Below are 22,940 nucleotides of genomic sequence, written 5' to 3' on the forward strand. Positions count from 1 at the left end.
CTCTTTTTTTCTTATAAACTATTTAATTACCTGAAAAATGCTACTTTTTATCTCATTGAAACTCTCTTTGAAAAATTTTGTATCAAATTCATACTCTTTTAGTATAACTAGACTTTTATCAAAATCTAAACTATTTAAAGGCTCTTTTGGATTTGTTATATTATCCACAACATTTAAAATCATAGATTTTATCTTAAAAGCTTCAGGAGCATTTTGCAAATCTTCAAAAAATGCAATTGGTAAAATTATATTTGGACTTAATTTCCAATGTTTAAGTATATTTGCAGATACTCTTGAACTTTTGTATCCTGTAAACTTCTCTTCGCCTATTGTTACACTACTTCTATTTATCTCACTAATAAACTGTTCTGCTAATTTATGCTCACTAATAGCTTTTGAGATAATTGGTTTTGAGATATTTTTTAAAAATGCTGGTATTAAAAGTGAACTTTTTAAACTATTATCAAATTTTGATAACCACTTATTTATAAAGTAGATACTTAAAGTATTTGAATACAAAAACTCATCACTTCTAATTGTATAAGCAAAAAGGTTTTTAGGTAGAGTATTAGATATTAATAAAGCTGTACATAATGCTGTCATAAACTCAAGATTTGTAATTTTTACAAGATTTATTACCGTTCTTTTATCATTTTTAAAATCAAAAAAATTAAACTCTACTATTTTTAATAACTCTTTTTGTAGATTCTTATCTTCTGAAATAATTTCAAAAAGCTCTTTGGGATTTTTAAAAGAGGATTTTCTAAAATTGTCTAAATCTACTATAGTTTTTGGTAATTTTTCATCTATTTGCAAATATTTGTTAAAGTTTTTAATCATTTTATTATATCCTTTGAAATTGGGAAAAAATTATATGAAATAGTAACTTATAATCTTAAAATTTATCTATAAATAATTTAAGACAAAAATTATCCTATTTAAACTATAATTTTGCCTAGAGTTTTAAAAAAGGATTTAAAATGAGTATAGAAGATATTAAAAAATCATTAGAAAATGTAAAATACCCAGGCTTTTCAAAATCAATTATTGATTTTGGATTTGTAAAAGATATTAAATTAGATGCAAACTCTTGCACAATACTATTAGATATTACTTCAACAGCAAAAGAGGTTGAAGATGAGTTAAGAAGAGAGATTCCAAAAGCTCTTCCAAATTTAAATATTAATTTAGTTTTTAATAAACAAAAAGAGGAGCAACAAAGAAGCAATAGCGTAAGTGGTCAAAATATTGCACCACAAATAAAAGATATTGTAATGGTTAGCTCAGGAAAAGGTGGAGTTGGAAAATCAACAACAACTGTAAATCTTGCAATTGCAGCTGCTATGCAAGGTAAAAAAGTTGGTATTTTAGATGCTGATATTTATGGACCAAATATTCCAAGAATGATGGGAGTAAATGGACAAGAGGTTGAAGTAATAGGAAATAAAGCAAAACCATTAAACGCTTATGGCGTAGATGTTATGTCTATGGGAATTTTAATGAAAGAGGGTGAGGCTGTTATTTGGAGAGGTGCTATGATTATGAAGGCAATCCAACAGCTTTTAAGAGATATTTTATGGGAAGAGTTAGATATATTATTTATTGATATGCCTCCAGGAACAGGAGATGCACAATTAACTCTTGCTCAAAGCGTGCCTGTAAGTGCTGGTATAAATGTAACAACTCCTCAACATGTAGCTCTTGATGATAGTAGAAGATCTTTAGATATGTTCTCAAAACTTCATATTCCAGTTGCTGGAATTGTTGAAAATATGAGTGGATTTATCTGCCCATCATGTAACACAGAGTCTGATATTTTTGGAACAGGAACATGTGATGAGTTAGCTAAACAGTACAATACTCAAGTTTTAGCTCATCTTCCAATTGAACCTGCTATTAGAGTTGGTGGGGATAGTGGAAAACCAATTGTTTATTTTGAACCTGAATCAATAAGTGCAAAAAGATATATGATGGCTGCAAGTAAACTTATATCTATGCTTGAAAATCAAGGTGAAGTTTCAAATGAAGCTATTCAGCCTATTATGCCAGCAGGGGTTAGTGCATGTTCAAGTGAAGGACAAAAAATAAAAGCTGAACATGAAGCTAAAAAAAGTGGTGGTTGTGGCTCTGGATGTGGTTGCCACTAAAAATTTTAGATAGAAGAGAAGTTAATCTTCTCTTTTATAAAATATTATCTATCAATACTTGAACCCTCTTTTGAGAAGTATGATTTAAAAAAGTTAAATTTTACTAAACTATTAAAATAGTCAACATCTAATCTAGTTTTATTTAAATATATATTTTCGTAACTCTCATCATATTGTTTTATCAAATATGTAGAGTAAATACCGCTATAATCAATCATTAATTTATCTTCAAAAACTGTGTATTTATTTATAATATTTATATAAAACTCTTCGTTTACTAAGTAGGTAATAACTTCAAGATTTTTAAACTCTTTTTTTTCAACAAGCTTATAAGATTTTGCTTTAATTGTATCCATAAAAAGTGATACAAAATATCCTCTAGCAACTCCATTCCACTTGCAAGAGCTATCAAGATTTATATACTCTGTAAATATCTTTTTATATTTTATATCGTCACTTAAACTAATATATGAAAAATTTGCACAACTATCATAAGTGTTTTGCTTTTTTTCATTTGCAAATTCACTTTGAATTAAATTTGATTTAGTGCCACATGAAACCAAAACTATAGTAACTAGACAGATGTATATAAACCTTAACATTTTAAACTCCTAAGATGATTGCAATTTTACTATTTTTAATCTATTAATTACTTTTTAGTGGAGTAAAATCTTTTAAAGCCAAAAAATCTGCTCTTGGTTTTGATGCTCTAAATGGTTTTAAAGGAGTATTCTCTACACTGTTAAATACATAAAAAACATTTGTTCTATCATAAGGTGAGATATTATCACTACTTCCATGTAAAATATTTCCATCATGAATCACCATAGTACCCTCTTCTCCTAAAGCAGCAACTAAATCATCTGGAGTTGTTAGGTTTTGTATTGCTTTTAAACTAGGAACACCATACTCTTGTTTTTTTAAAGATTGTTTATAGTTATCAAGAGGTGTTTCTCCAGCACAAGAGATAAACTTTTTGTGGCTACCTTTTATCAAATAAAGAGGTCCATTAAATTGTGTATTATCACTTAACATTACCCAAGCTGACAAACATCTACATCTTGGTAATCCATCTTCACAATGCCATGTTTCAAAATCACTATGCCAAGGAAAAGATTTCCCTTTATATGCATGTTTTATATTTATTCTTCCATGATGAATATAAACATCACTTCCCAAAATTTGTCTAACTTTATCTAAAATTCTAGGATCTTTTGATAGTTTATCAAATAGTTTGCTATAGAGATGTTGATTAAATATTGTTCTTAATTCATTGCTATCAGGTTCACTAATAAACTCATCTTTTTTTCTAAGTTCGATATTTGATTCTAAACTCTTTAACTCATCTTTAAAAGCTTCAATCTCCTCTTTTGAGAAAAGCTTAGGAAAAATTATAAAACCATTTTTCTCATAACTATCCAGCTGCTCTTTACTTAAAGAGTGCTCTGTTATCATCTTTTTAGAATATACAACAGGATCAACTCTACTTATAATATTCTCAAATTCCAATCTACTTGGGTACAAATCTTGCACTAACTAAACCCCCTTTTTATTAATCAACAAGCGGATAAACGCCGTTTTCATCGTGATTTTCAGTTCCTTTAATTGGTGGATTAAATACACAAATAAGCCTCATATCTTCACTTCCACCATATAAATTATGTTCATCATGATTATTTAAAGCGTACATTACGCCATCATAAATTTCATGAACAACTCCTGTTTTTAAATCCTCTATTTTTCCATTTCCAGCCACACAATAAACAGCTTCAAGATGGTTTTGATAGTGAATATGTGTTTTTGTGTTTGCTTTTATAATTGTCTCATGAAATGAAAATCCCATGCCATCATCTTTTAAAAGCATTCTTCTACTAAGCCACTGACCATCTTTTGCAAAAACCTCTTTAGAAGTTCCTATTACATCTTTTTTTATATCTCTTACTATCATTAATACTCTCCTTTTAAGTGTTCTTTTCTCTCTTCTATTAACTTATCAACTGCTATTTCAAATCTTTTTAATCCCTCTTTTAAAAGATCTTCCTCAATTAAAAGTGGTGGTAAAAATTTAACAACTTGACTTTCGCTTCCACAAGTTTCTACTATTAATCCCTCTTTAAAAGCATTTTTAGATATATCACTTGCCATTGATTTATCATTTTTTATCTCAAAACCATAAACCAAACCTCTACCTCTTACATCAATATCATAAATATCTTTGTACTTATTTGCAATTTGAGTTAAACTATCTTTTAAAATCTTCTCTTTATATTTTACAGCTTTTGATAAATTATCATTTTGCCAGTAGTTATCAAGAGATACTTTTGAAGCTACAAAAGCTAAATTATTTCCTCTAAAAGTTCCTGTATGTTCACCTGGTTTCCATTGGTCTAAATGTGGTTTAAATAGTAAAAGTGCCATTGGTAAACCACCACCTATTGATTTTGACAAGGTTACCATATCAGGATTTATTCCAGCAAATTCAAATGAGAAAAACTCTCCACTTCTTCCATTTCCAACTTGAATATCATCAACAATTAACAACATATCAAACTCTCTACAAATGGCTTCAAGCTCTTGTAACCACTCTTTTGAAGCTACATTTATTCCACCTTCCCCTTGAATAGTTTCAAGTATAACAGCAGCTGGCAAATCAACTCCACTACTTCCGTCTTCTAAAAACTTTCTAAAATATGTAAGTGTATTCATATCATCAAAATATCCATCAAATGGCATAAAAGTAGCATTTGTTCTACTTATATAACTCTCATCTCTATACTCATTATTTCCTGTAACTGCAAGTGAGCCTTGAGATAGTCCATGGTAACCATTTGTAAATGCAACAACATTACTTCTTCCTTTTACAAGCCTTGCTAGTTTAAGTGCAGTTTCAACGGCATTTGTTCCTGTTGGTCCTGTAAATTGAAGTTTATATTCAAGATTTCTTGGTTTTAAAATTAAGTTTTCAAAAGATTGTAAAAACTCTTTTTTTGCAGTTGTTGCCATATCAAGCCCGTGAACTATTCCATCCTCTTGTAAATATTCAATCAATGCTTTGCTTATATGTTCATTGTTGTGCCCATAATTTAAAGTTCCAGCTCCAGCAAAAAAATCAATATATTCAACTCCTTGCTCATCTGTTAAAATAGCCCCTTTTGCTTTTTTAAAAATTGTTGGGAAACTTCTTATATATCCTCTTACTTCTGACTCTAGTTTTTCAAATATTCTCATTTTTTCTCTCCTTTATTTATTGGTCCAATCTTAAATTGAACTTCCTCTTCGTGTGAATTAATAAAATCTTCTATAAAAAATAGTGTGCTTTTTTCTATATTTGCTTCATATTTTTCTGCAAACTTTTCAAAAACTCTTTGCGATGAGATATTTGAAGGTGATACAGTTGAGATTAGATATCTTATATTTTTTCTTGCAACTATATTGTCTATTAATTTTAAAGCTAGATTTTTTCCTCTATGATTTTCATCAACAGCTACTTGCCAAATAAAAAGTGTATCATTTTCATTTGGTAAATAATATCCTGAAACAAAACCAACAATCTGGTTTTCAAATAGAGCAACACTACAGCTATTTTTAAAGTGAGTTGATTGAAGAAGGTATAAATAGTGCGAGTTTAAGTCTAAGACTTTGCTTTTTTTAACTAAATCATATATATATTTAGCGTCATTTTTTTCTGGTTTCCTTATGGTATAACTGGATTCCATAATGCTCCTTTTTAGTATAAATTATGTAAATTTTTTACAAGTTTTATGTAAAATATTTACAAACTATGAGTAGAATTTATACCATTTTAAAATAAGATGTAGCTTAATGCTTTTAATATTTTTGTGTGATTTATTTGCTTAGATGCCGTTTTTTAGGCTGTTTTAGAAATTTGGTAAATTTAGAAGTTATCTAGTTTTTCAGAATCAGAACTTGATAGAGTTTCAAGCTTTTTCTCAATAATCTTTAGAAATTCTTGTTTATGTTTTAAATCCATATTATCTTCTAATATCTCTAAAATATAAGAGATTCCATTTGAGTTTATTTTTTTGATTGTTGCTAGGTAGTGAACAAATGCTATCATTTTGATATCATCTATTGAGTATAGTTTTTTGATAGCTTTATCTTTTTCCAAAGGTAGAAGTTTTTTCTCTTCATACATTTTTAAAGTTCTAGTTTTTGTATTTAGAAGTTCTGAAATACTGCTAAGTGGTAAGATATTTTTTTGATTATTTAAAAGTGCCATGGTTTATCTAAAAAGAAGTGTGGATTTATCCACACTTATAATACTCTTGAAATAACTCTTCTACTTTTTCTATTACTAACTCTTCATGCCAATTATGTCTTTTAGCAAAAGTTTTGATTTCATACTCTTTCTCTTCTTCTGTACAAAAAAAGTATAATTTTTTTACAAAAGGTTTTGGTACAGAGATTGCTATTTTTTGGAAAAAGTTCTCTTTGCACATAGGTGAGCAAAAAACCTTTGAAATTGGTATTTTTTTAGAGCAGTGTTGACAACTATTTGTCATATTAACTCCTTTTACATAAATTAAGTCCGTGCATTATAACAAGCAATTATTAAATGCAACTTAGTTGTATAAGAAAATTTAATAATTTTTATTTTTTTCGAGAATTTTTTTCTTCTATTCCAGAGATAGAAAATCTTCTTTTTAGCTCTTGTTTTACTCTATCAGGATCTATATTTAAACTAGCCATTGCAACTAAAACATGGTATGTAATATCGGCTGCTTCATATATAGCCTCATCTTTATTTTTATCTTTTATAGCAAAACAAAACTCTCCTGCTTCTTCAACAATTTTTTTAAGCATAGAGTTTGTATCACCTTTTAAAAGTTTTGCTGTGTAGGATTTTGTAGTATCTTCGTTTTTTCTCTCTTGAATAGTGTGATATAAACTATCTATTACACCATAAGTTTTTGAAGTATCAACCAAAACCTCTTCAACAATCTTCTCATTTTGTATATTTGTAAAAAAACAAGATTTTCTTCCTGTATGACAAGCAACTCCTTCTTGAATTACTTTAAACAAAAGTGTGTCATTGTCACAATCAAGAAAAATATCTACAATTTTTTGAGTATGATTTGAGCTCTCACCCTTTTTCCAAACTCTTTGTTTGCTTCTGCTAAAGTAGTGTGCAAAACCAGTTTTTAAAGTTAATTCAAGTGCCTCTTTATCTACATAAGCCAACATCAAAACTTCATTTGAAGAGCTATCTTGTGTAATAACTGGAATTAAATCATCCATTTTTTCCCAATCTATTTTTTCTAAAATTTTCATCAATCTATTCCTTTAAAAACTGCTTCTACATCTAATTTTAATTTTTCTAATGTCTTCTCTTTTTTATTAACATCAACATCAACTCCTACATCATAAGAGTTTTTTGTCTTCTCTTTAGATTCTATTTTTTGAGGAATGTTTGTATTATATCTTTGCGAGGGAGTGTAATCTATTTTTGGCTCTAAATCTATTTTTATATCTTGATTTAATGGTTTGTCATTTGAGAGTAAAAGAGAAAAGAGTCCTATAAATAGGATAGTTTTAATTATTTTCATTCTCTTCTCTTCTTTAAATTATTTTTGATTTATAGCTGTATCTCTATTTTTATCTTTTGTATCAACCCAGATATTTGGAGTTGAACCACCAGGAGTTAAAAAGATTTTTGCATCTTTGTTCTCTCTTAAAGCATCATTGAATCTACCTTGAACTTCAATTTGTTGCATTTGTAAAAGCTGTGGTGTAAGTGATTTTGCAATCTCTTTATTAGCAGCAGCTTGTGCTTGTGCTTCAATTGTAACTGCATCAGCTCTACCTTGTGCTTCAATTCTTTTAGCTTCAGCCTCTCCACTTGCAAGTGCAGCTCTTTTTTCAGCCTCTTGTTTAGCTCTTTGAACTTCGTATCTTACTCTTTCTGCTTCTTGATTTGCTATTTGAACTTTTTCAATTTGCTCTTTAATTTTTTCAGGAAGAACTATCTCTTTTAATTGAACAGATTCAACTACAACTGCTTGCTTAGATCTTTCAGCAACTTTCTCTTTTATTAATCTATCAAGTCTTTCTGCAACTTCATTTCTTTTCATAGGAAGAACTTCAGCATTGTATCCACCAAGAACACTTCTTGAAACCTCTCCAACAACTTGATTTACAATTTTATCTTCCCAAGATGGTCCCCAAGTTGCAATTGTTTCAGGAACACCACTTGCAATGATATTGTATTGAACAGTTAATTCAATAGAGATTGGTAAACCTCTTGAATCAAGAACATTTATTGCAGGGTTATTTTTGATACTTTGATCAAAAGAACCAATACTTTGAGTGTTCATATATGTTAAAAGTCTAACTTTTGTATCAACAACAATAACTTTTTGAATAACTGGAATATAGAAATGAAATCCTGGATTTAAAGGCTCTTTATCATATTTTCCTGTTGTTGCTTTAATACCAACTTGTCCTGATTCAATAATAACAAATGGTTTAAACAAAAATAGTGCACCAATTATTATAATTACAAGATATAGCAATCCTGCTTTTTTCCCAAAGTTTTTGAAAAACTCAGGTGTTTCAAATGGAGCTTGAAAATTCCCACCACCATTTGGTTTATTACCTTGTTGTCTGTTTTTAAAATAGTCATTATCTATTGGCATGCTCTTCCTTATATTTTTTTTAGTCTAATATACTATTTAAAATTAGTTAATATATGTTAAATACTTTGTATATTTTGGATTTTTTCCAGTTACTACATCAAAATATGCAGATTGGATTTTTTCTGTAATAGGACCTCTACATCCAGCTCCAATAACTCTTGCATCAACTTCTCTAATTGGAGTTATTTCAGCTGCAGTTCCTGTAAAGAAAGCTTCATCAGCTACATAAATCTCTTCTCTAGTGATTCTTCTTCTAACAACCTCAATTCCCATATCTTTTGCTAAATCAATTGCTGTTGCTTGAGTAATAGATTCAAGTGAGTTATCATTTGGAGGAGATATAAGTTTTCCATCTTTAACAATGAAAAAACATGCTCCTGATGCTTCTGCAATATAACCTTGATCATCTCTTAAAAGTGCTTCATCATATCCAGCCTCAACTGCTTCATATTTTGCCATTTGAGAGTTCATATAGTTTGCAACTGATTTTGCTTTTCCCATACCTGAAGTATTTGGAGTTCTTGTAAATGAAGAGATTTTTACTCTAACACCTTTTTTAAGACCCTCTTCTCCTAGATATGCACCCCACTCCCAAGCTGAAATAGATACTTTTACAGGAGCATCTTTGTGATAAAGACCCATAACTCCATAACCTAAATATACAAGTGGTCTAATATATGCACCATTTGTTAACTCATTTTTTTGTAATAACTCTACTTGAGCTTTGTTTAACTCTTCAAGAGTAAATGGAACACTCATTAATGTCATTTTTGAAGAGTTTAAAAGTCTTTGTGTATGCTCATTTAATTTAAAAATAGCACATCTTCCATCAACAGTTTTATAAGCTTTTGTACCTTCAATTGCACCATTTCCATAGTGTAATGTGTGACTTAGTACATGAACTTTTGCATCTTGCCAAGGAGTAAACTCTCCATCCATCCAAATATATTTTGATTCAGTCATCTTAATTTATTTCCTACACTTAAATTTTTAGCAATTATTCTATCAAAATGTTGATAAAACTATCTGTATAAACTAAGTTCTAAGAAGAAAAAATGTAATATTAAACTTTAAAAAATATTTGGATGAATAATGATAAAAAACTTAATTTTTATTTTTGTTGCAATTTTTTTCACAGCTTGTTCTGTAAAATTTGATATGCTTTTCTTTAACGAACCAAATAGTGAACTAAAAAAAGAGATTACAAAAGTTTTGTATCTTATGAAAGATGATGATTTAGAGAGTTTAAATAGCAACTACATAAATAAAGATTTTGGATTTTATGAATTTAGATTAGATAGAGAGTTTAATTTAATTACTGAACATAAATTTACCCTTGAAGAGGTTGATAAATTTATAGAGATTTTTGATATTTCAAGCAAAGTAGTTGAGTTTGATTGTAGTTTTGATTTAGATACTCGTTATGGATGGAAAGAAGATGGGGTTTTTGTCTTAAAAAATAGAGTCAACTATTTTGATAACTATAAAGTTAAAGATGAAAAAGAGAAAATATTTATAAATAATATTTTAAAAAATGGCTATGAGGTAATTACTCTTTCTCAAATGATTTTTTATATGTCAATATTTGAGGGCAAATATTATATTGTCTTAATTGATAATGTTAAAACAGATTGTAGAAAGAAGTTTGAAATTGAGTCAAAAAATTTATAAAAGAGAGTGAATGCAAAAATTAATAGAAGATTTAATAGAAAATAGAGTTTTAATAATTGATGGAGCTATGGGAACACAGCTTCAAGCAGTTGATATAGAGAGTAAATTTTGGCAATATGAAAACAAAGATTTAGAAGGGTGTAATGAGCTTTTAAATCTAACTGCTCCTCATATTTTGGAGACAATTTATGAAAACTACGCAACTGCTGGTGCAAATTTTATTAGCACAAATACATTTGGAAGTATGCCTTGGGTTTTAGATGAGTATGAAATAGGTCATTTAAGTTATGAGTTATCAAAACTAGCAGCTAGTGGTGCTAAAAAGATTTGTGAAAAATATAGCACAAAAGAGGATCCAAAATTTGTTTTAGCATCTATTGGACCTGGAACAAAGCTACCATCTTTAGGACATATTACTTATGATAATATGTATGAAGGTTATAAGACTATGGCTAGAGGTTTAGTTGATGGTGGAACTGATGTTTTTTTACTTGAAACTTGTCAAGATCCACTTCAAATAAAAGCAGCACTTCATGCTTTAAATGATGTTGCACCACAAATTCCTATTATGGTTTCAGTTACAATTGAGTTAAATGGAACAATGCTAATTGGAACAGATGCTTTAACAATTGCAGCGATTTTAAAACCATTTAATATCTTATCTTTAGGTTTTAACTGTGGAACTGGACCAATTCAAGTTCAAAAACATGTAAAAGCTTTAAGTGAAGTATCAAAATTTCCAATCTCTGTTCATGCAAATGCAGGACTTCCTCAAAACAAAGGTGGAAAAACTTTCTATCCAATGGGTCCAGATGAGTTTACAGCTTTACAAAAAGAGTTTTTAAATATTAATGGAGTTGCATTTTTGGGTGGTTGTTGTGGAACTACACCTACTCATATAAAAGCTTTGAGTGATGCAGTTAAAGGTATTGTTCCAAAAAAACCAAATGGATTTTTAAAAGCTTCACTGGCATCTTTATTTAATGTTGTTCCTCTAAAACAAGAACCAGCACCACTTTTAATTGGTGAGAGAAGTAATGCAACTGGAAGTAAAGCTTTTAGAGAACTTTTAAAAGCAAACGATTATGAAGGAACTTTAAGTGTTGCTCAACAACAAGTTCGTGCAGGAGCTCATGTAATTGATGTGAGTGTTGGTTTTGCAGGTCGAGATGAAACAGGTGATATGGATAAAGTTGTATCTTTATACTCTCAAAAAATTTCACTTCCACTAATGCCTGACTCTACTCAAATAAAAGCACTAGAAGCTGCTTTAAAGCAAATTGGTGGAAGATGTATTATAAACTCAGTTAATCTTGAAGATGGTGAAGAGAAGTTTGATGAAGTTTGTAAATTAGCAAAAAGATTTGGAGCAGCACTTGTTTGCCTTGTGATTGATGAGATTGGAATGGCAAAAACAAAACAGAGAAAACTAGAAGTTGCAGAACGAATTTACAATTTATGTGTAAATAGACACGGGTTTGACCCAGCTGATTTAGTTTTTGATATGCTTACATTTACTATTGGTTCAGGTGATGATGAGTATAGAACTGCTGGAATTGAGACTATGGAGGCTATAAGAGAGTTTCAAGCTCTTCATAGCGAAGTCGGAACAACTTTGGGACTTTCAAATATCTCATTTGGTTTATCTCAAAATGCAAGAATTTATCTAAACTCAATATATCTTGATCACTGTGTAAAAGCAGGACTTACGACTGCTATTGTAAATGTTAAACATATAATTCCACTAAATAAAATAAGCCCTGAAGATAAAAAAGCTTGTGATGATTTGATATTTAACAACCAAGAAGATGGTGATCCACTATTTAAATTTATAGAGCACTTCTCAAATGTTGAATCGCAAGATGAACAAAGTGATGAAGAGTATCAAAAAATGGAACCTATTGAAAAGGTTAAAAAACTCTTACTAGATGGTGACAAAGAGAGAATGATTCCTTTAGTTTTAGAGCTAAAAGATACTATAGCTCCTGAACTAATTGTAAATGAGTGGCTAATTGATGGAATGAAAATAATTGGAGAGCTATTTGGAAGTGGTCAAATGCAACTTCCATTTGTACTTCAAAGTGCTGAAACTATGAAAGCCACTGTTGATGCTTTAAATCCATATCTTCCAAAACAAGAGAAAAGTACTGAAACTACAGTTGTAATTGGTACAGTTAAAGGCGATGTTCACGATGTTGGTAAGAATTTAGTTGATATTATTTTAAGTAACAATGGATTTAAAGTAGTAAATATTGGGATAAAAGCTGATTTAAATCAATTTTTAGAAGCTGCAAAAGAGCACAACGCAGATGCTATTGGAATGAGTGGATTACTTGTAAAAAGTACAGCTGTAATGAAAGAGAATCTTGAAGAGATGCAAAAACTAGGACTTAAAATTCCAGTTATGCTAGGTGGTGCTGCTTTAACAAAAAACTTTGTTGATGATTATTGCAGACCAATTTATGATGGAGCTATTTTTTATTGCCGTGATGCTTTTGATGGTGTTGTATCTATGCAAAGAATTGAAAAAGGTGGAGAGCTTGATACAAAACTAGCTGCTGATTTAATTGAAAAAATTGATACAAGCGATAGAGTTGAAAAAGAGGAGGTTATAATTCCTCCTTATGAAGAGATATCTATGCCAAAAAGGGATTTTGTAGTTCCTCCATATTGGAACAAAGTTGCAAAAACTGGAGATGAGCTAGATAAAGAGCTGATATTCTCTTGGATAAATCACAGAGTTTTATTTAGACAAAGATGGGGATATAAAAGAGGAAAACAGACACCTGAAGCATTTATGAAGTATGAAAAAGATGTTGTTGAACCACTTTATTACTCTTTAAAAGATGAGTTAATCTCAAAAAATATATTTGAACCAATTGCTATTTATGAGTATTATCCATGTATTTCTCATGACAATAAACTATATATTTTTGATAAAAGATATATTTACAACAATCTTGAAGAGGCAAAAAATGTTCCACCTTTAAGTGAAGCTATAAAAGTGATGGAGTTTCCAAGACAAAAAAGAAAACCTTTTAGATGTATAGCTGACTTTTTTGCAAATGATAGATTAGATGTTGTAGGATTTACACTTGCAAGTGCAGGACTTAAAATAAGTGATTATGAAAGAGAGTTTTATGATCGTGGAGAGTTTACAAAATATTATCAAATTCACGGTCTTGGAGTTGAACTAGCTGAAGCATTGGCTGAAGTTTTACATAAACAAATAAGACTTGATTGGGATATTGTTCCAAAAGAGGGGCATAAATTAAGTGATGTTCAAATGAAGCAATATGTTGGTTGTAGATACTCTCCAGGTTATGCAGCTTGTCCTGAGTTATCACAAAATAGAGATATTTTTGATCTGTTAAATCCCGAAGAGTTTGGAATAGAGCTTAGTGAAACATTCCAAATGCACCCTGAGCAAACTACTTGTGCAATAGTTGTTCACAACAAAGAGGCAAACTACTATAATGTTTGATTAAACTGGGAAATTCCCAGTTTATACCAATTTATGATTTAATACTAATTTTTCCAGACCCAATAAACATAATTGCAATTGACCCTAAAAGATAGATTAATGCTAATTCAATTACTGGAGCACCAGTTCTTCCTAAAGCAAAAATTTCATTGCTATGAGCTAAAAATATTGCAATAACCATAGTAATAGCAACAAACAGAGCTGATGTTCTTACAAAAATTCCTAAAACAATCATAAGTGGAAATAAAATTTCACCTAAATAAACACCATAAGCAAAAAACTCAGGAAAACCTGCTTTTGCAACCATAGCTTTAATTCCACCAATACCATTTACAACTTTTGCCCAACCATGAAATAGCATAAGTCCACCAATTGTTACTCTTAAGATTAATTTTCCTATATCAGCATTTAATACCGATAGTTTATTTTCGATACATTTCATAAAATATCCTTATATAAAAAATTTTGTGATTGTAGCAATAAAAATATAATGTTAAGGTTAGTTAATAAAGCTTCATTTCAATAAACTAAGATAAAATATCAAATTAATTTTAGGAAAAAATATGAGAGAAAAAAACATTTTAAGTATGATTTTAAATTTTGTTTACTCAAAATCAAAACAACCTGTACTTTTAAAAGATTTGTTAGTAGCTTCAACTCAACAAAGCAATGGAATGGAAGTAGATAGCACAAGATTAGGTTTTAGATTAAGACTTACAAGAGCCTATTTTGTATATATTGCTTTGGTTTTAGCAGTGTTAGTTCCCATATCACTTCTTACTCATAAACCCTTAGCAAAAATAGATCCACATATCTCTATTATTGGTGCAATGATTATAACAGCACTTATATTTATGGGATTTAACTACTTTTTGGCATTTCTTAAAAATAGTATGACAAAACAGAGTCTAAAAAAGGCATGGAGTGTTCATTTTCCATTTTTCTCATATAGCGAGTATCAACTAAAAGTAAATAAGATTTTTGAACAAGCTATGAGAGAAGAGGTTTCAAAAAGAGATTTACAAAAATATATTCTTGAAAGATTGGCTACTTTATAAGCTATCTTTCAAAGATTTTGCATCTTTATTTCTAATTTTTTTCAACTCCATATCAATATATTTTCCAATCTTCTCTTCTTTGTTTTTAAAAGCAAGAGTTATTTTTCTTTTTGTTGGTCTTGCTTCATAGATATAAAATCCAGCTTCATACATAGATAATCTTATATTTGTAGAGATTGCATAAGTTGTTAAAATAGAGTCTTCTTTTGAAATTTTGTAAATATCTTCAAAATACTCTTTTGTCCAAAGCTCTTTATTTACCTCACTTGAAAAAGCATCTTGATAAACTATGTCAAAAAAACCTTTTTGAAAAGTTTTTATATACGCTCTTGCATCGCCTATAAAAATCTCTATTTTTATCTTCTCATCTTCATATTTTTGATTAAGTGATAGTTCATCTATAATATTTTTAAACTTTTCAAACTCTTTTGGATATGAGAAGTTTTGTAAAGATTGTATTAAATCAAAATCAAGCTCAGGAGAGTAGATATTTATTTTAATATCAAGTTCGTTTTCTAAAATATAAAAGATAGTTGCAAAACTATTGTAACCCAAACCAAAACAGATATCTAAAATATTTAACTCTTTTTTATTATAAGAGTGCGAAAATGCTGGAATTATATGTTTATGCAAAGCTTCACTAAATCCACCATCTTCTGTGTTATGAAAGTGTTGATTATATTTTAAAGAGAAAAGTGTATGGCTACCATCATTTGTGGTAACCAGTTTATCTTCTAGCAAATTAGTTTCCTAAACTCTCTAATTTCTCTTCGCTTAAAAATAGTTTCTCATTTGACATAACTCCAATATTTGAAGCTAGAATATCTTTTGCAATCTCTTTTGCTTCAGGAAGTGAGTGCATAGCACAAGTTCCACATTGATATATATTTAGTTCTGGAATATCACTTTGTTTCTCAACTTTAAGCACATCTTCCATAGATTTTTTCCAAGCAGTTGCTACCTCTTCTTCTTTTGGAGTTCCTATTAAACTCATATAAAATCCAGTTCTGCAACCCATTGGTGAAACATCTATGATTTCAACTGTAGGAGAGTTTAAGTGGTTTCTAATAAATCCAGCAAAAAGGTGTTCTAAAGTATGAATACCTTTTTCACTTAGCATCTTTTCATTTGGTTTACAAAATCTTAAATCAAAAACTGTAATAGCATCTCCTTTTGGTGTTTGCATCACTTTTGCAACTCTCACAGCAGGGGCTGGCATAATTGTGTGATCAACTCTAAAACTATCTAATAGTGGCATTTTATATCCTTTTTAATATATATTTCTTTTAAAATTTGGAAAAAATTATAGCCAAAGAAATGTAAAGTGCTATTAAATCATAATTTAGATTTGATATAAAATCAAATTTAGATAGAATCTTAAACTAAAAAAATAAAAGGATTGTTTTATGAGTAACTATTTTAAAATAGAAAATAATCAAAACAACTCTTTTTATATTAAGCTACTTAACTCTTGGAGTAAAGATAATTTAAATGAAATTATCAAAGAGTTAGAGACTTTAAATATCTCAAAAAACTCAAATATTCAAATAGATTTTAAAAATTTAATAGATATTGATAGTATTTGCATAATATATTTAATATCTTTTTTAAAAAACTTCAAAGAAGAGAATATCTCTTTTTCAAACTTTGAAAAATATGAGACAAAATATAAATTCTATAAAAAACATTATCAAAATGATGGTTTACAAAAAGAGAAAAAAGACAATACTATAGAAAATATTGGTAAAAAAAGCTATGAGATATATAGCTCTTTTAAACTATTTTTGATATTTATTGGAGAAGTTTTCTACTTCTTTATCTACTCTATTTTAAATCCAAAAAAGATTAGATTTAAAGCTACTTTAAAATATATTGAAACATCTGCTGTAGATGCTTTGTTGATAGTTGTTGTAAGCTCATTTTTGGTTGGAGTTGTAATAGCTTATCAAGGAGCTGTTCAGCTTGAAAAATTTGGAGCAAATATATTTATAGTTGAGATGGTAGCAATTACAATGTTAAGAGAAATAGCCCCTCTTATAACTGCAATTGTAATAGCTGGAAGAAGTGCAAGTAGCTACACAGCAGAGATTGGAGCTATGAAAATAACAGAAGAGCTAGATGCTATGAAAACTATGAATTTTGAGCCAACACTTTTTTTAACTCTTCCTAGGGTTTTTGCATTAAGTGTTGCTCTTCCTTTGCTTGTTTTTTTGGCAGATATTGTAGGAATTATTGGTGGAATGGTGATTGCTTATACATATTTGGATGTCACTTTTATAGAGTTTATTACAAGACTTCACAATGAAGTTGCACTAAAACATCTTTTAATTGGTATTTTAAAATCAGTTATTTTTGGTTCTTTTATAGCAATTATAGGTTGTTTTAGAGGTTTTCAAGTCCAAAACAATACTACAAGTATTGGGAAATATACAACAATAAGCGTTGTAAATGCTATATTTGTAGTTATTTTTTTAGATGCTATTTTTTCAATAATTTTTACACAAATAGGGATATAAAATGTCAATTATAAAAGTTGAAAACCTTTGTACATCTTTTGGAAAAAATATAATACACAACAACATCTCTTTTGATGTAAATGAGGGTGAAATTTTTGGAGTTTTAGGTGGAAGTGGTAGTGGAAAAACTGTTTTAGTAAAACAGCTTGTTATGCTAAATCCTATTCAAAAAGGGAGTGTGAAAATATTTGATAAAGATATTACAAACTTATCAATAGATGAGATAGATAAATTGAAATTAGATTTTTCATATTTGTTTCAATTTGGAGCTTTGTACTCTTTTTTAAATGTGATTGAAAATATTAGTGTGATGCTAAAAGAGTACACAAATTTGCCAAAAGATTTAATAGAAAAAATAGCTTATACAAATTTGGATATTGTAGGTCTTCCAAAAAGAGTTGCAACACTATATCCAAATGAACTAAGCGGTGGAATGAAAAAAAGAGTTGCATTTGCAAGAAGTTTAGCAATGCAACCAAAAATTCTATTTTTGGATGAGCCTACAAGTGGACTTGATCCTGCAAGTACAGATCAGATAAATGAGCTTTTATTGTATTTGAAAAAACATTTAAATATAACAACAGTTATAATAACTCACGATTTAGAGACTATTAAAACTGTACTTGATAGGTTTATAATAATAAAAAAAGATAAAATATTTGATGGGACTATAAATGAAGCTTTAAAATCAGAATATAGTTTTATTCAAGATTTCTTATCAATAAAAAGGGTTGTTTAATGGATACTAGAATTAATTTTTTAAAAATAGGTTTATTTGTTAGTTTGCTATCTATACTTCTTATTTTTGCAATATTTTGGCTTGGTAAATTTGGATTAGAGAGTAAAAAATATGATACATACTTTATATTTTTTGATGACTCTATAATTGGTTTAAATATTGGCTCTTCTATTAAATACAAAGGCTTAGATATTGGTGTTGTAAAAAATATCTCAATAAATCCAAATAACTCTGAAGAGATAAAAATAGAGTTAGAGATTCAAAAAGGAACTCCTATAAAAGAGGACAACTACGGTCTTTTAGGAAATTTAGGAATTACAGGACTTAAATATATTGAGCTTAAAGGTGGAAGTAATGAATCACCACTTTTAAAAGAAAACTATCTTAAAGAAAAAGTTATAGAGTCTAAAAAATCGACTTTAAGCAATATAGTAACATCAACTGAAGATGTAATGAGAGAGGTTTTAGTACTTCTTAAATCTTTTGAAAAAGTTTTAAACCAAGAAAATATCTCAAACTTTGCACAGCTTCTAGAAAATAGCCAAAAAAGTATGGCTAACTTTAATAAACTTTTATTTGATATCAAAAATTTTACAGATGTTGGAAGTTCAAGCTTTAAAAGTGTTAAAACTTCAGCAGATAGCTTTAATATTACAATGAAAAAATTGGAAGAAGAGCTAGAAAAAGGGAGTTTTGATATAAAAAATTTAACTCAAGATAGTTTAAATAATTTAGAGTCTGCTTTAACAAATATGAATGAAACTCTAATTTCTATGCAAGAGTTAATCAAAAATTTAAACGAAAGTCCAAGTGATTTGTTGTTTAAACAAAAATCTATAAATTATGGTCCAGGAGAGAAAAATGAGAAGTAGTATTTTAATTTTTTTAACACTAATTTTATTTAGTGCTTGTAGTTTCAAACAGGAGAAAATCTCAATAAATCATTATGGAATAGATTTTCAAACAAAAGCTTTGACAACTAAAGCAAAGTTTGACTCAATTTTTATTGAAGAACCAAATATAAATAGAGCTTTTAATTCACAAGCAATTTTTTATAGCAAGAAAGAGTTTCAATTTGAAGAGTATGCAAAAAATAGATGGATAAGCTCTCCGTCAAATATGGTTTATACTCAATTAGTTGACTCTTTTATATCTAGTAATATTTTTACAAATGTATTAAAAGATAAGAAGATAAAAAGCCAATATAGATTAAAAACAGAAGTTTTAAAGATCTATCAAAATTTTGAAGATGATAAATCTTATGCAGTTTTAAAACTTAAATTTGATTTAGTAAAAGATGAAAAGATAGTAAAATCTTTTAATTTTAATCAAAAAACTCTTTGTGATACAAATGATGCTTACGGTTTTGTAAAGGCTTTAAATATTAGTTTTGAAAAGAGTTTAAATAGTTTGTTAAAAGATTTATCAATCCTTTAACCTTTTAGCAATAATTGGCGCAATATTCATAACCAAAAATAGTCTTACAATATGGTGCAAAGTTATATAAGGTAAATTTGCACCAACTAAAAGAGCAATTAAATTTATCTCAGTTTGACCACCAGGTCCAAAGGCTAATAAAATATCTAAAGTAGCAAAACCAAAAAAGTGGTGAATAATAAAAATAAAAATTCCACACAAAATTATCAAAATAACAAAATGTCCCAAAGTAGCAACTAAAGTATTAAAAATAGTCTTTAAATCAACATTTTTAAATGTAAAACCTATAATTGAGCCAAAAACAACTTGAATAAATTTTAATAACTCATCTGGAATAGAGGTAGTTACAAATCCACTTGAATACAAAATAATACTTACAATCATAGGTCCAATCAAATATGCAGCTGTTAGTTTTATCTTTTTTGCAAAAAGTGCTGCAAAAACTCCAACAATATAGATATATAAAAACTCAAACATATCTATATCTTTTATTGGTGTTGTTAAAAGCTGGTTACCTCTTATATCAATTTGAAAAATATATTGAATAATAAAAGGTAAAGATACAACTACAAAAAATAGTCTTGAGCTTTGCATTAAAGTTATCTTTGCTGTATTTGCTTTTAGCTCTTGTCCAATTATAACCATCTCAATAACACCACCTGGCATAGAGCCTAAATATGAAGTTTTTAAATCATATTTTAAAACTTTATAGTAATAGTATGTTCCAAAAAATATAACTAAAATAGTAAATGGAACAACCAAAAGTAGGCTAATAGTATATTGTGGAATATGGTTTAAAATTGCTGGAGTAAAAGCACTTCCAATTGCTAGACCAATTAATATTCTAGCAGGGGCTGAAAATAGTTTTGGGCTTTGTATTGGAATTTTTTGAAATCTTATTAATATGCTTGTAGCAAAAATGCTTCCTAAAAGCCAAGGAAGTGGAAGATGCAAATATATAAAAATAAGTGAACCACAAAAAGCTAGCAGCAAAGCTAGTAGCATTTGAAAAATATTTTTTATCATTTAAAGTAGAAAGATATGTTTTACAGCTTCTAAAGAGTCTTTTTTTACAATATTGGTATATTTTAAAAGTTCTTCTTCATTTGAGTAACCACATAATACTCCAACAGAGTTGATAGAGGCATTTGAAGCAGATATTAAATCAAGTTTTGTATCTCCTACCATAAATGCTTGATATTTTTTATCATCATATTTTAAAGCATTCAAAGCCTTTAAAATTGGCTCTTTATGAGGTTTTGGATTCTCTACATCCTCTCTTCCAATTATTACTTCAAAATATTTTCCTATATCAAAATTATCTAATATTGGTGTTGAGTAGATTCTTGTTTTTGTAGTAACCACTCCAAGTCTTGCAAATTTTGAAGCTAAAGTTACCGCTTCAAAAGCATTTTCAAGTAGTAGCGTTTGAGCAACTGAAATATCTTTATATCGCATTTTGTAGCTATCTACAAAATCCCAAACTATTTCTCTATCCACGCCCAAATTTTCAAACATAATATCAAGTGGATATCCAATTTGAACCTTTATATCTTCAATAGTTCCTTTAAAATCAAAGTTGTGCTTTGAAAATGCATGTAAAAATGTAGTTGTAATTGCATCTGTTGAATCTATTAAAGTTCCATCTAAATCAAATAAAATAATCTTCTCTTTTTTATTCATAAAATATTTACTCCTCTATCTCCCAATCTTTTTGATTGTGCATAATACCTATAATTGATGGCTCTATATTTTTTATATTTTTATTTACAACTGTAATTGAGTCTGGAATATATAAAAATAGATATGGCAAATCATTTGAAATAATTTTAAAAATCTCTTTATATATTTTGCTTAACTCATCTTTATTTATAGTTGTAATTCCTTTTTCAATCAACTCATCAACTCTTTTGTTTTTATAATTTACCAAATTAAAACCACCAAGCTTTGAACTAGAGCTGTGCCAAAGCGGATACGCATCTGGCATCAAAGCCAAAGACCATCCAAGAAGTACAGTTTCAAACTTTCGTGGATGAACAACCGTATTTAAAAAAGCTTGCCACTCCATAACTCTTATTTTTAATTCAACTCCAATTTTTGCTAATTGATATTGCAAAATTTGTGCAGTATTTATTCTAATATCATTTCCTGTATTTGTAACAAGTTCAAAAGATAAAGGATTTTTCTCATCATATCCAGCCTCTTTTAACAAAGCTTTTGCTTTTTGTAGATCTTGAACAACTGGTTTTACCTCATCATTATAAGCAAATGAGTCTGGCATAAATGGACCGTTGCAAACTTTTGCATATCCAAAAAACAAAATATCTATTAGCTCTTGTCTATTTATAGCCAAAGATAGAGCTTCTCTAACTTTTATATCACTAAATTTTGGATTTTTTAAATTAAATCCCAAATAGCTAAAACCATTACTAGCTTTTGTAAAAATATCAAAACTATTTTTAAACTCATCATCTATTTGTCTTGAAACTTGCATTGGAGTCAATGAGCCAATATCAAGTCTGTTTTGTTTTAGATACAAAAATGATGTATTTGCATCTGGTAAAAATTTATATAAAATCCTATCAATTTTTGGACGACCCTCAAAAAAATCATCATTTGCAATAAGTTCAATATCACTTGCTGTTTTAAACTCTTTTAATTTGTAAGAACCCGTTCCTATTGGATTTTTATTAAAACTGCTTGTCATAAGATTTTCTTCATCTTTTAAAATATGATATGGTAAAAGTCCAACCATCCAAATCTCTAAGGCTTTAAAATATGGTTTTTTATACTCTATCTCAACAGTTAAATCATCTATTGCTTTTACACTTTTTACTTCGTTAAAGTTTGATTTTATAGAGTTAAAAACTTTTGGGCTAATTATCTGTTCATAAGTAAAAACAACATCCTTTACAGATAGTTTTACACCATCGTGCCAAAGTACATTCTCTTTTAATCCAATTATTAATTTTGTAGGAGTTTCAAATTTATAATATGAAGCGATACTAGTTGTAACATTTCCATCTTTATCATACTTTAAAAGCCCATCAAATAGCCAATTTGAAATCTCACTACTTGCACTATCATTTGCTAAAATAGGATTTAATCTACTAGGGGTTGAACTCATAGACAAAGTAAGAGTTGAGGCACCTAAAGAGAGAAAAAATATTATATTTATTATTAAAAATTTCATAGCGTATTGTATTGTTTTTTATATAAATTGGCTTTTAAA

26 protein-coding genes are annotated in these 22,940 nt (G+C 28.7%); 8 read left to right on the forward strand and 18 right to left on the reverse strand.

Features of this window, described 5'->3' with window-relative positions; all coding sequences use genetic code 11:
- Positions 1–18: 18 nt before the first annotated feature.
- Positions 19–840 carry an HDOD domain-containing protein gene (locus CRU94_RS02995; protein ID WP_129105328.1) on the reverse strand — a complete coding sequence of 274 codons (822 nt, stop codon included), beginning with the start codon at positions 838–840 and terminating at the stop codon, positions 19–21.
- A 140-nt stretch (positions 841–980) separates the two neighbouring features.
- Here CRU94_RS02995 and CRU94_RS03000 point away from each other — a divergent pair, with 140 nt between their 5' ends.
- The gene (locus CRU94_RS03000) at positions 981–2,147 is read left to right on the forward strand and encodes an Mrp/NBP35 family ATP-binding protein (protein ID WP_129105329.1); all 1,167 of its coding nucleotides are present in this window, start codon (positions 981–983) and stop codon (positions 2,145–2,147) included.
- Between the two features lie 44 nt (positions 2,148–2,191).
- On the opposite strand, the gene CRU94_RS03005 is transcribed toward CRU94_RS03000, so the two are convergent.
- The 11 genes from CRU94_RS03005 to CRU94_RS03055 all read right to left on the reverse strand — a co-directional run bounded on the left by CRU94_RS03005 (position 2,192) and on the right by CRU94_RS03055 (position 9,766).
- Entirely contained in the window at positions 2,192–2,749 is a 558-nt protein-coding gene (locus tag CRU94_RS03005; RefSeq protein WP_129105330.1) for a hypothetical protein, read from the reverse strand.
- 43 nt (positions 2,750–2,792) lie between these two features.
- On the reverse strand, positions 2,793–3,680 hold the full coding sequence (locus CRU94_RS03010) for a phytanoyl-CoA dioxygenase family protein (RefSeq protein ID WP_258237370.1): 888 nt from the start codon (positions 3,678–3,680) through the stop codon (positions 2,793–2,795).
- A gap of 19 nt (positions 3,681–3,699) precedes the next feature.
- Positions 3,700–4,095 (reverse strand): ectoine synthase, encoded by a 396-nt coding sequence (locus CRU94_RS03015; protein ID WP_066160313.1) that lies wholly within the window; start codon positions 4,093–4,095, stop codon positions 3,700–3,702.
- The gene (gene ectB, locus CRU94_RS03020) at positions 4,095–5,375 is read right to left on the reverse strand and encodes a diaminobutyrate--2-oxoglutarate transaminase (protein WP_129105331.1); all 1,281 of its coding nucleotides are present in this window, start codon (positions 5,373–5,375) and stop codon (positions 4,095–4,097) included. The genes CRU94_RS03015 and ectB overlap by 1 nt, the downstream gene beginning before the upstream one ends.
- A complete protein-coding gene (gene ectA, locus CRU94_RS03025) occupies positions 5,372–5,863 on the reverse strand; it encodes a diaminobutyrate acetyltransferase (RefSeq protein ID WP_129105332.1) in 492 nt (163 codons plus the stop codon). Before ectA ends, ectB begins: the two co-directional genes overlap by 4 nt.
- 179 nt (positions 5,864–6,042) lie before the next feature.
- The gene (locus tag CRU94_RS03030) at positions 6,043–6,387 is read right to left on the reverse strand and encodes a MerR family transcriptional regulator (RefSeq protein WP_129105333.1); all 345 of its coding nucleotides are present in this window, start codon (positions 6,385–6,387) and stop codon (positions 6,043–6,045) included.
- A 25-nt stretch (positions 6,388–6,412) separates the two neighbouring features.
- A complete protein-coding gene (locus CRU94_RS03035; RefSeq protein WP_066160303.1) occupies positions 6,413–6,670 on the reverse strand; it encodes a hypothetical protein in 258 nt (85 codons plus the stop codon).
- Positions 6,671–6,758: 88 nt separating this feature from the next.
- Positions 6,759–7,439, reverse strand: a complete 681-nt coding sequence (gene hisIE, locus CRU94_RS03040) for a bifunctional phosphoribosyl-AMP cyclohydrolase/phosphoribosyl-ATP diphosphatase HisIE (protein ID WP_129105334.1) — start codon at positions 7,437–7,439, stop codon at positions 6,759–6,761.
- Complete coding sequence (locus tag CRU94_RS03045; protein WP_129105335.1) at positions 7,439–7,714, reverse strand: hypothetical protein; 276 nt, start codon at positions 7,712–7,714, stop codon at positions 7,439–7,441. The genes hisIE and CRU94_RS03045 overlap by 1 nt, the downstream gene beginning before the upstream one ends.
- Positions 7,715–7,732: 18 nt before the next feature.
- Positions 7,733–8,803 carry a prohibitin family protein gene (locus tag CRU94_RS03050; RefSeq protein ID WP_129105336.1) on the reverse strand — a complete coding sequence of 357 codons (1,071 nt, stop codon included), beginning with the start codon at positions 8,801–8,803 and terminating at the stop codon, positions 7,733–7,735.
- 42 nt (positions 8,804–8,845) lie between these two features.
- Positions 8,846–9,766: a branched-chain amino acid transaminase gene (locus CRU94_RS03055; RefSeq protein ID WP_129105337.1), complete on the reverse strand. Its 921-nt coding sequence runs from the start codon at positions 9,764–9,766 to the stop codon at positions 8,846–8,848.
- A gap of 129 nt (positions 9,767–9,895) precedes the next feature.
- On the opposite strand from CRU94_RS03055, the gene CRU94_RS03060 reads away from it, so the two are divergent.
- Entirely contained in the window at positions 9,896–10,474 is a 579-nt protein-coding gene (locus CRU94_RS03060) for a hypothetical protein (RefSeq protein WP_129105338.1), read from the forward strand.
- A 10-nt stretch (positions 10,475–10,484) separates the two neighbouring features.
- On the forward strand, positions 10,485–13,958 hold the full coding sequence (gene metH / locus CRU94_RS03065; protein ID WP_129105339.1) for a methionine synthase: 3,474 nt from the start codon (positions 10,485–10,487) through the stop codon (positions 13,956–13,958).
- A gap of 31 nt (positions 13,959–13,989) precedes the next feature.
- Here metH and CRU94_RS03070 read toward each other — a convergent pair whose 3' ends face one another.
- A complete protein-coding gene (locus CRU94_RS03070) occupies positions 13,990–14,400 on the reverse strand; it encodes a DoxX family protein (protein WP_129105340.1) in 411 nt (136 codons plus the stop codon).
- A 121-nt stretch (positions 14,401–14,521) separates the two neighbouring features.
- On the opposite strand from CRU94_RS03070, the gene CRU94_RS03075 reads away from it, so the two are divergent.
- Positions 14,522–15,016: a hypothetical protein gene (locus tag CRU94_RS03075; RefSeq protein ID WP_066160281.1), complete on the forward strand. Its 495-nt coding sequence runs from the start codon at positions 14,522–14,524 to the stop codon at positions 15,014–15,016.
- On the opposite strand, the gene CRU94_RS03080 is transcribed toward CRU94_RS03075, so the two are convergent.
- Positions 15,011–15,757: a tRNA (5-methylaminomethyl-2-thiouridine)(34)-methyltransferase MnmD gene (locus CRU94_RS03080; RefSeq protein ID WP_129105341.1), complete on the reverse strand. Its 747-nt coding sequence runs from the start codon at positions 15,755–15,757 to the stop codon at positions 15,011–15,013. The two genes, CRU94_RS03075 and CRU94_RS03080, sit on opposite strands and share 6 nt — an antisense overlap.
- Position 15,758: 1 nt before the next feature.
- A complete protein-coding gene (gene luxS / locus CRU94_RS03085) occupies positions 15,759–16,274 on the reverse strand; it encodes an S-ribosylhomocysteine lyase (protein WP_129105342.1) in 516 nt (171 codons plus the stop codon).
- 148 nt (positions 16,275–16,422) lie between these two features.
- Here luxS and CRU94_RS03090 point away from each other — a divergent pair, with 148 nt between their 5' ends.
- Genes CRU94_RS03090 through CRU94_RS03105 form a run of 4 tightly spaced genes read left to right on the forward strand, consistent with a single transcriptional unit; the run spans position 16,423 to position 19,708 of the window.
- Complete coding sequence (locus CRU94_RS03090; protein ID WP_129105343.1) at positions 16,423–17,532, forward strand: MlaE family ABC transporter permease; 1,110 nt, start codon at positions 16,423–16,425, stop codon at positions 17,530–17,532.
- 1 nt (position 17,533) lies between these two features.
- Complete coding sequence (locus CRU94_RS03095; RefSeq protein ID WP_129105344.1) at positions 17,534–18,271, forward strand: ABC transporter ATP-binding protein; 738 nt, start codon at positions 17,534–17,536, stop codon at positions 18,269–18,271.
- Entirely contained in the window at positions 18,271–19,143 is an 873-nt protein-coding gene (locus CRU94_RS03100) for an MlaD family protein (protein ID WP_129105345.1), read from the forward strand. Before CRU94_RS03095 ends, CRU94_RS03100 begins: the two co-directional genes overlap by 1 nt.
- On the forward strand, positions 19,133–19,708 hold the full coding sequence (locus CRU94_RS03105; protein WP_129105346.1) for an ABC-type transport auxiliary lipoprotein family protein: 576 nt from the start codon (positions 19,133–19,135) through the stop codon (positions 19,706–19,708). Before CRU94_RS03100 ends, CRU94_RS03105 begins: the two co-directional genes overlap by 11 nt.
- Here CRU94_RS03105 and CRU94_RS03110 read toward each other — a convergent pair.
- Genes CRU94_RS03110 through CRU94_RS03120 form a run of 3 tightly spaced genes read right to left on the reverse strand, consistent with a single transcriptional unit; the run spans position 19,697 to position 22,901 of the window.
- Positions 19,697–20,701, reverse strand: a complete 1,005-nt coding sequence (locus CRU94_RS03110; RefSeq protein ID WP_258237371.1) for an AbrB family transcriptional regulator — start codon at positions 20,699–20,701, stop codon at positions 19,697–19,699. The two genes, CRU94_RS03105 and CRU94_RS03110, sit on opposite strands and share 12 nt — an antisense overlap.
- Before the next feature lie 33 nt (positions 20,702–20,734).
- On the reverse strand, positions 20,735–21,391 hold the full coding sequence (locus tag CRU94_RS03115) for an HAD family hydrolase (protein WP_129105347.1): 657 nt from the start codon (positions 21,389–21,391) through the stop codon (positions 20,735–20,737).
- Positions 21,392–21,398: 7 nt separating this feature from the next.
- Entirely contained in the window at positions 21,399–22,901 is a 1,503-nt protein-coding gene (locus CRU94_RS03120; RefSeq protein ID WP_129105348.1) for a peptide-binding protein, read from the reverse strand.
- Positions 22,902–22,940 lie beyond the last annotated feature (39 nt).

The sequence above is a fragment of the Arcobacter sp. AHV-9/2010 genome (genome assembly GCF_004116575.1).
Taxonomy (GTDB): Bacteria; Campylobacterota; Campylobacteria; order Campylobacterales; family Arcobacteraceae; genus Aliarcobacter; species Aliarcobacter skirrowii.